Genomic DNA, 12,601 nt, shown 5'->3' on the forward strand with positions numbered 1-12,601 from the left:
AATTTGGAAATAAATGACGAGTGAATAAGGATGAATGTAATGGCACGCGAAAGCTTTGACAAAGAGCTGCAATTGCTCCGTCTCCTGTTTTTGACCGCTGGTGCCTACAATCGGCAGCAGTTAGCCGAGCGGCTCGGGATCTCCGTTCATACGCTTGATAAAACGATAAAAAAGCTGAAGGACATCCAATCGACCTTTTATCAGCATGTCGGCGATGAGGAGAAAAAAGAGTATTACGCGCAGCTTCGTTACAACTATTTTGAGGTGACCGACAATTTCTTGATGTTTTTGTACCATGCAAAATCATTGAAGGATTCGGAAGTAGAGCGACTGTCGCACATCTTGGAAAAGCTCAGACAACAGCCTCTCTCCATTAAAGGCTTGCTGGATACGTTTGTGGACACAGAGCCTGATGAAAAAACGATTCGCCAGGACATGAAGTACCTCGAAGAAATTGGCGTGATTAAAAATGGTAGTGAGGTCAGACCATACGTTTATCATTTCGACAGTGAGCTACTGGACTCGCTGACGGACGACGAGCTATTGGATCTGTATGATTTCATCGATTTCATGGCCAATACACAGCTGCCGGCCGTCCCTGGTTATCTTCTGCAAGAAAAAGTGAAGCGTTATCTCAAATTTCGCTTGAAACTAACCGATGCATCTGCGTTTTTATACAAATATCATTTCGTCTCACGTATTCTCGATGAATATCAAGCTTTGCTTCTCACGGAAGCCATTCGTCAGCGAAAAATCGTTGAATTTCACTACTACACGCCCAAACGCCTAAAGTTTTACGATTCCCAAAATACGAATCCGGCTTTCCAACGGGATACATCGGGGCGACATCAAAAAGTGATTCCACTCCGGGTTATTTTTGATCATCAATACGGCAGATGGTACTTGCTGGCACAAGGATGCGGCAATGGTCCGCTGCGCAAATACCGTGTGGAAGGTATGACCAAGCTCGTAACAGGCAGGTCCGTTACGCCGGAAATCTTCTCTTCCTTGCAAGCAAGTGCGGATGAGCGCATTGCCCATAGTTGGCTGATTGATACCGGAAAACTCGTAACCGTACGCCTTCGCTTTTTTCAGCCTAGGGATACGCCCCATTCCTTTATCCAAGAGCGAGTGGAGGCACAGGGGCAATGGGGGATTGTGACCGAGGAATCACGGGAGAGCTTTGTGTACGAGATAAAAGTGAACAGCACGATGGAAATTACACCGTGGATTCGCAGCTTCGGTTCAAGCGTCGAAGTTCTTGAACCGCTGTTTCTTCGCAAGCAATTCCAAAAAGAATGGGAGGAGCTGCTCGCCTACTATGAATCTGTTTGATAAGATACATAATTACCAGCTAGTGACACGGCTAGATGAAGCGGGGGTTTATCCGGTTACCTCACACGAAAAAGCGTGGCTGGCCCTGATGCTGGCGAATCCGTCTGCGGCAGAAATTTTCGAGCCCGCTACACTCGATAAGCTTCAGCGTTTGACACACATGCCAGAAAGTGAATCGACCGAACAAGAACGATTCGTGGAAAAAGCGCAAACACAAGCCAAACAGCTCTGGAGTCCACTCGTGCGAACACTTCGGCGAATCATTCTCGGCAAGAATCACATAAAAATAACCGCAGCCACGAACAAAGGCCCGGTTTTTCGCAATCAACGAGGGGTTCCCTACAAGCTGGAATATTCACTTGCCAAGAAGGCCTGGTACCTGATTTGGCTAAACATGTCTTCCAATCGCCTGATCACGACTCCACTGCATCTCATTCGCTCCGTCGATGAGATTTACATAGAAGATGTATGGTATGACAGTTTTTTGCCGACTATTTCGGAACAGATCCAACAGCGCAAGCAGATGGCAAAAATTGTGATCATCCGTCGTTATAACGGTGAGCTCCAGCGCATATTGTACGCCTTTTCCTGCTTTGACAAAGAGGTCGCTTTTGATCCAGAATCACAGGTGTATACGATCACCCTGCACTTTCTATCCGACGAGCAGGAGTTTATTTTATCGCGCATTCGTTTTCTCGGCCTGCGGGTAAAAGTAGTAGAAAACGATCAACTCAAACAGCGAATGGCAGAGTCAGCAACGAACGCCTTGGCAAGATATACAGAAACTCCACTTTGATTGTCCCAAAAAATCAGGAAATCATACCCTATTCGATTTCCTGCATTTCCCTTATTATAGTTCAGGTGAGATAGTAGCTAATCCAAGGCAGAGGTAGAAATGATGAAAACAACATGTAAAAAAGCGTCTCTCATATGTGGGCTATGGCTTAGTCTGTCATGGCCATTTATTACGGAGCCGGCGCAAGCAGCAGGCGTCATCCAAGCAAAAGTGGTTGCAACCTCTCTGAACGTTCGCAGTGAACCAGCTCCGAATGCTTCTGTTGTCGCTACCGTACCGTATGGAGCGGTCGTGACGATTACCGATGAAGCATACGGTTGGGCAAAAATTAGATACAATCAAAAGGTAGGCTGGGTGGCGGGGTATTACTTGCAAAAAGGAGCGGTAACAAGTGCAGGTGCAGGTTCAGCTTCATCACCAGCCAATACAGCCACTGTCAAAAGCAAGCAAGGAACGGTTTTGGCCGATTCGCTTCGAATGCGGAAAGGGCCAAGCACGAGCCATGAGATTATCCTTTCGCTGCCCAGAGGAACCCGTGTAGACATTTTGAAAAAGCAAGGAGACTGGATCCAAGCGCGGACTTCCAATGGACAAACAGGCTGGGTGTCTGCGACGTATATTGGCGATGCCAAGGCCAACGTTCCGGTATCCAAAAGCTCCAAAACGCCAGGCTTAAAAGGAAAAGTCATCGTCATCGACCCGGGACATGGTGGTTCTGATATCGGGACACAAGGAACCAAGTGGAATAGCATAGAAAAAACGTTGAATTACAAAACATCCATGCTGCTTGCCAGCAAACTGCGACAACGCGGTGCGAAAGTCTACATGACGAGGACAAGTGACACAGAAAAGCCTACGCTATCGCAGCGTGTCGTTTTTAGCGAATCCAAGGCGGCAGATGCCTTCATCAGCATCCATTACAATTCTTCTCCGAAGCCAAATAGCGGGACACTTACGTTTTATTATTCGCAAGACAAAGATGAGCCATTAGCTCGAGCGATTGAGTCTCGCCTGGCAGGTGGCATCGGTTTAAGAAGCAACGGCATTTCATTCGGCAATTATCACGTCCTGCGCGAAAACGATGATCCATCCGTCTTAATTGAGCTTGGCTTCCTTTCGAATCCAAAGGATGAGGGTATCGTCCGTACATCGTCCTATCAGGACAAAGCTGCGCAGGCGATTACAGAAGCTCTAGCTGATTACTTCGGTCGATAATCGTAAGGCTGGACACTGTAGGAGAACAGCTTCCGCTCGAATTTCCCTTTGGCACCAATGATCTGATACCAGGTCTCTCCGATCAACAAGTCGGTTGCGAAATCTTTCTCCAGCAGATCGGTAATCAACTCTATGACCGCTTTCTCATTGTCTTTTTGGATTTTCAACGACAAGGCCAGGACGAAATACGCCTGGTCTTCTTCCATTTCCAACAAATGCAGACGGGCTGTACCACGACGTTTGGCGTTAAAACCATCAATCACATTCGACAGACCCTTTTTTGCCTGTACTTTATACTTTGTCGCTTCCCCCCAAGAGGAAATAACCGCATCGTACAACGAAAACGTCAGGATGAAATGGCTGGCGAAATCCTTCGGGTCAAAAGGCTCCGGTCCCATTTGCTTCTCATCCGCTGGTATGACGACGAATGCTTTGTAGTTGCTAAAAAACGGATCGCTCATGGCAGTTCCTTTCCTTCGATAGTATCTGTGTTGGTTAGTATCCACTAGGAAAGCAGGATATTATGTACAAAAACGGTCATAAACGTTCAAAAGACCAAGTCGACATGAAAACCGACTTGGCCTTTTGCTTGCTTTTGTATAGGCATGTTTTTCAACTGAATATCTACTCATTACCGGTGGGTCATCGAGACGCTTCCATGCCCGTGCTCCTCTTCCATGACCTCCATTCCTGCACCATGATTGACGGTCCAGGTGATGACTTGGCTGGAAATGACAACGGCCAAAATGGTATACATCATCTCTTTCATCGGTACGAACCAGAACGACATGCAAAGCACAATGACGTCCAGTAAAAGAAAGACCGTACCAATGGACAATCCCGTGTACTTACTGATCAACAGGGAGAAAATATCGTCTCCACCTGTCGCAGCTCCATAGCGCAGAACCAATCCGGTACCCAGCCCGGTCAATACACCGGACAAGACAGACGCCAGCGGCATCATTCTGCTCATATCCATGACAATCGGTGAAAATCGTTCAAACAAATCGTAAAACCCGGTAAAAGCAAGTGATGCAAAGATCGTGTCCCAAATGAACTGGCGGCCTCTTACTAACCAGGCAACCAAAAACAGTGGAATATCCAGCAAAAGCATCACCATCGCTGGCGACAAGTCAAAGGCGTATTTCGCCAATAACCCCAAGCCAACAAACCCACCTTCAGATAAATGGTTCTGAAAGTTAATGTGATAATACGCAAAAGCAAGTAAACAAGCTCCAAACAAAATCATACTGTAACGCTTAGATAACTGCAGCGCTCTCTTCATCATGGTTTCCTCGCATTTTTGTCGGTTTAGGCACAGACGACCAACCGACTACCGAGGAACATCGCAAGTATAAGTCGCTACTCATACAAAGGGCCTCGCTTTCGTAGTAGATTAGTCGTCTTCAGTGACGATCGACTACTACGAAGCTAGATGTAGGAGAGGTCAAAACGTTTCCAGATCGTCCTATGGGGACGCATGGTATCCTGATCCCTTCCATGGCTTTTCTTGTATTATACCATAAAAAAAGTGAAAAGACGACTCGAAAGCGTCTTTTCACCGAGTTAAAATCGGAAAGCTTGTCCTTTTAACTCCACCGGAATCCCTGCTGTGACAAGAAAAACTTGATCTGCAACAGCTGCCACGCGTTGATTCATCAAGCCCGCTAAGTCACGGAACTTACGGCCCAACGGATGTTGTGGGACGAGTCCGTCGCCTACTTCGTTTGTCACCAGCAAAACCGTCCCTGGGTAGTCTTTTAGCTTGTTTACCAGCACATCAACCTGCTGGAGCACTCGCTCAAACGGCTGCTCCTCTCCATCATGCAGCAACCAATTGGACACCCAAAGGATCAAGCAATCAACCAAAATCACTGTCTGCTGTTCTTGTATGTCCTTTTGTGCTCCCAGCTTCGCTAGCCACTCTGTCAATGCGTACGGCTCCTCGATCGTTTGCCAAGGAAAATTGGACTGCAAGCGGCGGTCTCGATGGTGCAGGATCCGCTCTTCCATTTCCTCATCAGTGATTGGTGCGGTCGCGATGTAAACACCCGAGGAGCCCAAATGAGCCGCGTATTTTTCGGCAAACGTGCTTTTTCCGCTGCGTGCTCCGCCTGTAATGAGTACGATCATGCTTCTGTCTCCTTAAACAACCTCTTATACTTGCGATTGCAAAATAATTTGTGGCAAATGATGGACAGGATGCTCCATGACAATCGGTCTGGTTCCGTATACAGCCTCTATCCTGTCACTTTGCAAGATGTCTTTTGGAGCGCCAACGCTTATCTGCTTTCCTTTATGCAGCATCAAAATACGATCGCAGTATAGGGAGGCCAGATTCAGATCGTGCAGCACAGCAATGACCGTCACCTGCGTCGTCTTTTGCCATTTTCTCACGATGTCCATGAGTTGAATCTGGTACCCGATATCGAGGTAAGTCGTGGGTTCATCGAGCAACAGCACCTGAGGTCTTTGGATTAATGCCTTCCCTAAAGCTACGCGCTGCTTTTCTCCACCACTCAACTGATCCAGTGTGCGCTCTTCCAAATGTTCAAGACCGAGCATCTGAACGATTTCATCAATGAGCGATGCGACATCCTGCTTCTCTTCCCCTAGCCAATTTTGGTAAGGAAAGCGCCCCATCTCCAACACCTCTCGGACACGAAAACCGACTGGCGGCAGACCCTCTTGCTCCAAAACAGCCAGTATTTTGGCAAGCTCTTTGCGTGGATATGAATGAAGCTTTTTCTCTTGAAGCAAAATGTCTCCTGCATCTGCCTTGATGACACCTGAAATCATTTTCAGCAAGGTGGATTTACCGCTTCCATTCGGTCCGATGATGCCAAAAAATTCTCCCTTGTCCACGCAAAAATCGATGCCGTGCAAAACAGGCGTATCTTGATACGATTTTTGTAAGTTGCGCACATTGATCATTACTTACGTTACCTCTTCCTAAAGCGTTTATTTTGCTTCAATAAATAGGCGAAAAACGGTGCTCCCAGAAATGCTGTCACGACACCGAGCGGGATTTCCGTTGGACTCAGCAGCATTCTGGCAAGAGTGTCGGCCCACAGCACATAAATACCACCGCAGATCGCAGCCATCGGAAGTAAAATACGATGGTCAGGACCAACCAGCATTCGGACGAGATGCGGTACCACCAGGCCAACGAACCCGATAATTCCCGCGATAGAAACCGCCGCTGCAGTCAGGAGAGTCGAGACGACTAGAACCACCAGCTTCGTTCGATCCACATGGACGCCGAGATGCGCAGCCTGCCGCTCCCCCAACGCAAATAGGTTTAGGGAACGCGCATAGCTAACGAGCACCATGCCTCCGATGACCAAGTAAGGAATCAAGACGTACGTAAAGGCCCAGCCGCGAAATGACAGGCTGCCCATAAGCCAGAACACGATCTCATTCACCGTCTGGTCGGATAGCGACACCATAAATGAAACGAGAGAGCCGAGAAAAGCCTGCACCACTACCCCAGACAAAATCAGGCTCTCCGTTTGCAGCTTTCCTTGCGTGTTCGCGAGTCCGAGGACGATCCATAGACTGAGCAGTCCTGTAAGAAAAGCGACGACAGGCGTGCTCCATGCACCCAAAAAGCTGATTTGCAAGCCAAAAAGGATCAAGAAAGCTGCTCCGACAGCAGAACCGGATGCCACGCCCATCGTAAACGGATCGGCGAGCGGATTGCGCAAAACTCCCTGAAAGCCCGCTCCTGCAAGTGACAAGCAGGCCCCAATCAAGACAGCCAATACAACGCGTGGAAAACGAACCTTCATGACAATTTGCTCAGATGACTCCGGCCACGTTACGGTGATCCACTCAGACAAGCCAGGGATTTGATGGAGCAGGATGAGCCATACTTGCGAAATGGGGAGGTGTGCCGCTCCCATCGAGATGCTGATGACTATTGATGCCAAAAGGACGAGACAGCTGACTCCTCCCCATATGAACAATCGTTTCTTCATTTTATTTCACCAAATCAGGGTAAATCGCCTTGGCTACTTCGATCAAGCCTTGTGTAATACGCGGACCAGGACGGGACAAAATATTTTGGTCCATGCCAAAGATTTGTTTTTCACGAATCGCCTTCATTTTATCCCAGCCATTACGCTTGGCGATCATATCCTCCAGTTTGACGCCTGTCTTTTCATCGGTAATTCCGCTCGCATACAAAATGACGTCTGGGTCGTTTTGCAAAATCTTTTCTTCACTGATCGGATTCCATCCTTCGGTGTCGGAGGCAATGTTTGTCGCCCCAGCCAGTGTGATGAGTTCGTCCATGAATTCGCCTTTTCCGACTGTCCAGCCTGGGGAAAATTCCAGGTATACCTTTTTCTTCTCTTCCGGTTTTACATTTTTCACTGCTTCTTGAACGTACGCGATATCCTTCTTCATTTGCGCGACGACTTTTTCAGCTTGCTCCTGTGTGTTGGTGATAACGCCCATCGCCAAAACATTGTTTAGGATGTCGTCCATCTTTGTCGGATGGGTAATATAGACTGGCATTCCGAGAGATTTGAGCTTGTCAGCCACTGGCTTTTCCATCGAAATCCCACCAACGACCATATCCGGCGTTTGAGCGAGAATCGCTTCTTCATTTGGTTTGACGACTCCGCCAATTTTCGGCTTTGCCTTCGCAGCATCTGGATAATCATCATAGTCTGAGACAGCTACAATCCGATCTTCCAAGCCTAATGCGAACAAAATTTCTGTCTCGGCAGGTGATGTCGAGACGATTCGCTCAGGAGCTTTTGCAAAGGTTACTTCTTTTCCTGTCGCATCCGTAACTGTCAACGGATACGTTGTTTGTTTTGCAGGCTGCTCGGCCGCATTCTCTTGCGGTGCTGTCTGCGGTGCGCTTGTTTGTCCACCTGGTGCTGGTTGGCCGTTATCGTTACCGGCACAACCTGCGAGGCTCGCCGCAACTAGTAGTGGGATCATAAATTGCAATGAACGTTTCATATGTAGAACTTCCTTTCTGCATGTCTGATTGACTGTACCTTCCAATAAAAAAATCGACCCTTGCTTCCATTCGGAAATCAAAGGGTCGGCACCTCAGGGGCAAACAGACAGGACGGTCTGTTTCCTGAAATAGGCCGATCCTTTCCGCGAAGGCAACAGGCACTAAAACAAACAGGCAGGTCTCCTGGCTTACGGCTGAGGAACGAGCCGATTTACAGTGGCGGGACCGCGTCGGATTTTCACCGACTTCCCTTTTCACCCGATCTTTTTGTTAAAAAGACGAGGCACCTATTTGTTGTTACGTTTGAAATTGTCACAGTCCATGACTCACCCTACATCATAGCATTCCTTGGATGAAAAAAGAATGACAAACACATAAGCCAATACTTTCTTGCCTCCTAAAAATGAAAAACGCCTGAACAAAAGGTTCAGGCAAATGTAAAGCTTTTGGCAGGCTATTACCCTCGTTTGTGCAAACAATCTAGAATGCCCATGGAGCATACTTGTAAATCGAGCTTGAGTACCTCGAAAACTTCGTGGTCACCACTGATGCCTTGTGACTGTAGATGATCCGAGACTCGTTCAAATAACTTACGAGACAGTTCGTCATAGGTTTGCCCGGCAGCAATCGTTGATTCTCCTTCCGCCACAAACACGGGGAGCCACTCACGTATTTGGCGGTACACGTCGTCTACCTGCTCTGACATCCCAAAATGACCAAAGTAAATGCGACTTAGCTTCCGCGCTTCAAAACGGCTTAGAGACGCTAACATGGCATCCGGGTCAAACTGATTCGGCGAAGTAGATGGAAGCACGAGGTGTATGCCATCCTTTTTAAGCTGTGGATAGAGTACACCTGCGGTATCACCTGTGAACATGCCACGGCTTACTGGATCGTAGATGCTGAAGTGATGATTGGCATGCCCTGGCGAATCCAGAAACTCCAACACGCAATTCTCTCCGATCTTTAGTGTATCCCCGTCCCCGCGAATCAAAATCCGCTCCTCGAGAACCGCCTCAATCGGATCAAACAATCGATCAAAATCATCATGATACACCGCTCTCGCCCCTGCGATCAGTCGGCTCGGATCTACGAGATGACGTGCACCTTTCGGGTGGACGACGACCTTTGCGTTCGGACAATCCTTCAGAAACAGTCCTACTCCTCCTGCATGATCCAAGTGTATGTGCGTCACGATGATGTATTTTACTTGTTCCGGTGTATAACCGAGCTTGGCGAGACCGGCCTTGATGTATGGGACGGAGGGGCTTGGCCCTGTTTCTACCAATGTGAGCTCCTCTTCCGCGATCACATACGTCCCTGTACGTTCTGCCCAGCCCATATCGAAACCGTCTATTAAATGGATGCGTTTCCCTAAATAAATTGGCTCTGTTGCTTGCATGTAAATACTCCTCCTTTTCAAAAGTCTCGTGTAGTTATTGTGATGCGTGAATATTTACACTTTACCATCTATTTGGGACGGATTGGGAATGCATAACACAAAATCTTCATATTTTCATGATAATATGAGGGCAGCAAAAACAATTCCATTATCTGGAGGAGTGCGAAAATGGGGAAGCTTTTTTCTGAATTACGACCTGAGCATGAGGCGTTCATCAAGAAGCAACAGATGTTTTTTGTTGCCTCTGCTCCTATGGACACAGATGGTCACGTGAATCTTTCACCGAAAGGGTACGATTCTTTTCGCATATTATCGCCTACCGAGGTCGCCTATTTGGACCTGACTGGAAGTGGAAACGAAACCAGCGCTCATCTCCAGGAAAATGGCAGGATAACTCTTATGTTCTGTGCGTTTGAAGGCCCCCCTCTCATCATGCGCCTATTCGGCAAAGGGACGGTTATTCTCCCAGATACGCCTCGGTGGGATGAGCTCGTAAAAGACTTCCCGCTTCTCCCTGGCGCTCGTCAAATCATTACCGTCAACATACAGGAAGTAAAGACCTCTTGCGGCTGGGCTATCCCCTTCTATTCCTTTTCAAAAGAACGCGACACCCTTCAAAAATGGACCTTGGCTAAAGACGAACAAGAACTGCTTGATTATCAAAAGGAAAACAACGTAGTAAGCATGGATGGATTGCCAACCCCATTGGGACAAAAGCTTTTTCCCACAGTAGGAGGGGATAACGAAAAGTAAAACACAAAGAAGCTGCCCTGCTCGCAGCTTCTTTTTTTGAAATCTCTTTACTTACTCGTATAAATGACCACTGCATCTCTGAGAAACTCGGCTACACCCGGCTGATCCTTGTCATAGTAAGCGGTAAAACGCGGGTCATCGACGTACATCTGGGCAAGACCTGCGTGCGCTTCTTTACTGTAGCTGTCCCAATAAAAGCTAAGCCATTGACGGTGAAGATCCGCTGCTTTTTGGGCAAGCTCATGAGCAGGATCTCCCGTCGCAAAAGCCTGTGCCAACGTCTCATGCAGTTCTTCATTCAACTTCTCTAGTGCAGCGTACTCCTGCTTGGTCATTTCTTTGATTTTCTGATTGGATTTGTCAACCTGGTCACTTCCATATTTTGCACGAATTTCTTCTCCGTACTGAGCCTCGTTGTCGTCAATCAACTTTTGCTTGAAGCCTTCGAATTTTTGTTTGTCACTCATCGTTTTGGTCCCCTCTCTTTGTGCTAAGGTCAAATTGACATTGGCGATTAACGCATCCAATTGCGCTCGCTTTTCCAGGAGCTTCTCGCGGTGCTCCCGCAGTGCCCGTTCAGCATCAAAGGTTGGTGAATTCAGGATCTCCTTGATCTCCTCCAAGCTCACACCCAGCTCGCGGTAAAAAAGGATTTGCTGCAATCGATCCACCTCTTGCTGTCCGTAAATGCGATACCCTGACGAATTGATTCTCGCCGGCTTGAGAAGGTCAATTTCATCGTAGTATCGGAGCGTCCGGGTGCTGACACCCGCCAGGAGTCCTAGCTTTTGCACCGTATATTCCATGTTCATTCCTCCTGACAAATTGATCGTACACATTTACGGACCGTCAATGTCAAACACATTTTCATAATAAAATTGGCGTTACTCCATTTTCATAATTTGTTAAAATATAGAGAAAGCCATACAAGGAGGGATTTCGATGCTCTATATCATCGGCTTCATTGTAGCCTTACTCGGTGCAGGATGGGGATTAACAGGGCTGCTTAGTCTAAGAGCGAGAGATAAACATGCCATCACCCATTACAGCGACGATGCTTATAACCAGCAAACCTTGTTCCAAATGCACAACAACCCTACCCAAGGAATGTAAAAATAGAAAAGGCTGCCCGCAACTTGTGCTTGGGCAGCCATTCTTATTTCTTACAGAGCTTGGAACGTATCGGTCAATACTGGTACGATTTGCTTTTTGCGGGAGACAACGCCCTTCAGAACAGCTTTGTTGTCCACCAATGTTACTTGGTACGCTTTTTCTACTGCTTGCGTTGCGCTGCCGAGAGCGATCGCAACAGAATCGTTATTCAAGATATCCGTTACAACAAACACGAACAAGTCCAGACCTTTTTCAGCGATGTTTGCATTCATAGCCGCTTCCAGTTCGCCTTGGCGTACGAGTACATCATTTACATCCACTGCATTTACTTGTGCGATTTCTACTTTCGCATTGCCCATTTGGAACTCTTTTGCATCCAATGTGAGCAGTTGTGCGATTGTTTTGTCGCTCAGGTCTGCGCCTGCTTTGAGCATTTCCAGACCGTATGCTTGCAAATCAACACCCGCGATTTCAGCCAGCTCATGAGCAGCGGCTACATCTTGCTCTGTGCAAGTCGGGGATTTCAGCAGCAATGTATCCGAAACGATCGCGGAAAGCATCAAGCCCGCCATCTCTTTTGGAATGTCTACGCCGTTTTCTTTGTACATTTTCTTCAAAATGGTTGTGGTGCATCCAACTGGCTCGGCACGGAAGTAGAGAGGATTGCTCGTCTCAAAGTTCGCAATACGGTGATGGTCGATCACTTCTACCACTTGCACTTGCTCAATGTCATTCGCGCTTTGTTGGCGCTCGTTGTGGTCTACAAGGATGGCTTCATTTACTTCATTCGCCACTGTTTCTACGAGGCGCGGCTCTTTTACTTGGAAGTAATTCAGCACAAATGCTGTTTCGCTGCTGATTACACCCAGGCGTACAGGCTCTACATTCGCGCCCAGTTTTGTTTTCAAGTCAGCGTACACAAGTGCTGAACAAATGGAATCTGTGTCTGGATTTTTATGACCGAAGATTAATTTTTTTTCCATCATCCATACTCCTTAATCGTGATTTG

General features: G+C 47.5%; 14 protein-coding genes and 1 riboswitch. Of the genes, 5 read left to right on the forward strand and 9 right to left on the reverse strand.

Going from position 1 to position 12,601, the window contains the following annotated elements; translation table 11 throughout:
- The first annotated feature begins 39 nt into the window (after positions 1-39).
- The 3 genes from ACM6JA_RS10095 to ACM6JA_RS10105 all read left to right on the forward strand — a co-directional run bounded on the left by ACM6JA_RS10095 (position 40) and on the right by ACM6JA_RS10105 (position 3,346).
- On the forward strand, positions 40-1,335 hold the full coding sequence (locus ACM6JA_RS10095) for a helix-turn-helix transcriptional regulator (RefSeq protein WP_414852157.1): 1,296 nt from the start codon (positions 40-42) through the stop codon (positions 1,333-1,335).
- Entirely contained in the window at positions 1,322-2,131 is an 810-nt protein-coding gene (locus tag ACM6JA_RS10100) for a WYL domain-containing protein (protein ID WP_414852158.1), read from the forward strand. The genes ACM6JA_RS10095 and ACM6JA_RS10100 overlap by 14 nt, the downstream gene beginning before the upstream one ends.
- A 102-nt stretch (positions 2,132-2,233) precedes the next feature.
- Positions 2,234-3,346: an N-acetylmuramoyl-L-alanine amidase gene (locus tag ACM6JA_RS10105; protein WP_414852159.1), complete on the forward strand. Its 1,113-nt coding sequence runs from the start codon at positions 2,234-2,236 to the stop codon at positions 3,344-3,346.
- On the opposite strand, the gene ACM6JA_RS10110 is transcribed toward ACM6JA_RS10105, so the two are convergent.
- The 7 genes from ACM6JA_RS10110 to ACM6JA_RS10140 form a co-directional block, all read right to left on the reverse strand.
- Positions 3,331-3,807, reverse strand: a complete 477-nt coding sequence (locus ACM6JA_RS10110; protein ID WP_414852160.1) for a hypothetical protein — start codon at positions 3,805-3,807, stop codon at positions 3,331-3,333. The two genes, ACM6JA_RS10105 and ACM6JA_RS10110, sit on opposite strands and share 16 nt — an antisense overlap.
- Before the next feature lie 170 nt (positions 3,808-3,977).
- Positions 3,978-4,634 (reverse strand): YitT family protein, encoded by a 657-nt coding sequence (locus ACM6JA_RS10115; protein ID WP_007716449.1) that lies wholly within the window; start codon positions 4,632-4,634, stop codon positions 3,978-3,980.
- A gap of 278 nt (positions 4,635-4,912) precedes the next feature.
- Positions 4,913-5,479, reverse strand: a complete 567-nt coding sequence (cobU, locus tag ACM6JA_RS10120; protein WP_414852161.1) for a bifunctional adenosylcobinamide kinase/adenosylcobinamide-phosphate guanylyltransferase — start codon at positions 5,477-5,479, stop codon at positions 4,913-4,915.
- Positions 5,480-5,503: 24 nt separating this feature from the next.
- Positions 5,504-6,280: a heme ABC transporter ATP-binding protein gene (locus ACM6JA_RS10125; RefSeq protein WP_409174725.1), complete on the reverse strand. Its 777-nt coding sequence runs from the start codon at positions 6,278-6,280 to the stop codon at positions 5,504-5,506.
- Positions 6,281-6,288: 8 nt separating this feature from the next.
- A complete protein-coding gene (locus tag ACM6JA_RS10130; RefSeq protein WP_414852162.1) occupies positions 6,289-7,326 on the reverse strand; it encodes a FecCD family ABC transporter permease in 1,038 nt (345 codons plus the stop codon).
- Between the two features lies 1 nt (position 7,327).
- Positions 7,328-8,323, reverse strand: coding sequence for an ABC transporter substrate-binding protein (locus ACM6JA_RS10135; protein ID WP_414852163.1), 996 nt, complete (start codon positions 8,321-8,323; stop codon positions 7,328-7,330).
- Positions 8,324-8,479: 156 nt separating this feature from the next.
- A riboswitch (cobalamin riboswitch) is annotated at positions 8,480-8,630 on the reverse strand.
- 151 nt (positions 8,631-8,781) lie between these two features.
- Positions 8,782-9,726: an MBL fold metallo-hydrolase gene (locus ACM6JA_RS10140; RefSeq protein ID WP_414852164.1), complete on the reverse strand. Its 945-nt coding sequence runs from the start codon at positions 9,724-9,726 to the stop codon at positions 8,782-8,784.
- 168 nt (positions 9,727-9,894) lie between these two features.
- Here ACM6JA_RS10140 and ACM6JA_RS10145 point away from each other — a divergent pair, with 168 nt between their 5' ends.
- Positions 9,895-10,479 carry a pyridoxamine 5'-phosphate oxidase family protein gene (locus tag ACM6JA_RS10145; RefSeq protein ID WP_414852165.1) on the forward strand — a complete coding sequence of 195 codons (585 nt, stop codon included), beginning with the start codon at positions 9,895-9,897 and terminating at the stop codon, positions 10,477-10,479.
- Between the two features lie 47 nt (positions 10,480-10,526).
- On the opposite strand, the gene ACM6JA_RS10150 is transcribed toward ACM6JA_RS10145, so the two are convergent.
- Positions 10,527-11,285: a MerR family transcriptional regulator gene (locus ACM6JA_RS10150; RefSeq protein WP_414852166.1), complete on the reverse strand. Its 759-nt coding sequence runs from the start codon at positions 11,283-11,285 to the stop codon at positions 10,527-10,529.
- A gap of 136 nt (positions 11,286-11,421) precedes the next feature.
- Here ACM6JA_RS10150 and ACM6JA_RS10155 point away from each other — a divergent pair, with 136 nt between their 5' ends.
- On the forward strand, positions 11,422-11,592 hold the full coding sequence (locus tag ACM6JA_RS10155) for a hypothetical protein (protein ID WP_414852167.1): 171 nt from the start codon (positions 11,422-11,424) through the stop codon (positions 11,590-11,592).
- Between the two features lie 50 nt (positions 11,593-11,642).
- On the opposite strand, the gene ACM6JA_RS10160 is transcribed toward ACM6JA_RS10155, so the two are convergent.
- A complete protein-coding gene (locus ACM6JA_RS10160; RefSeq protein WP_414852168.1) occupies positions 11,643-12,575 on the reverse strand; it encodes a manganese-dependent inorganic pyrophosphatase in 933 nt (310 codons plus the stop codon).
- Positions 12,576-12,601: the final 26 nt, after the last annotated feature.

It is taken from the genome of Brevibacillus sp. IT-7CA2 (assembly GCF_949767855.1).
Classification (GTDB): domain Bacteria; phylum Bacillota; class Bacilli; order Brevibacillales; family Brevibacillaceae; genus Brevibacillus.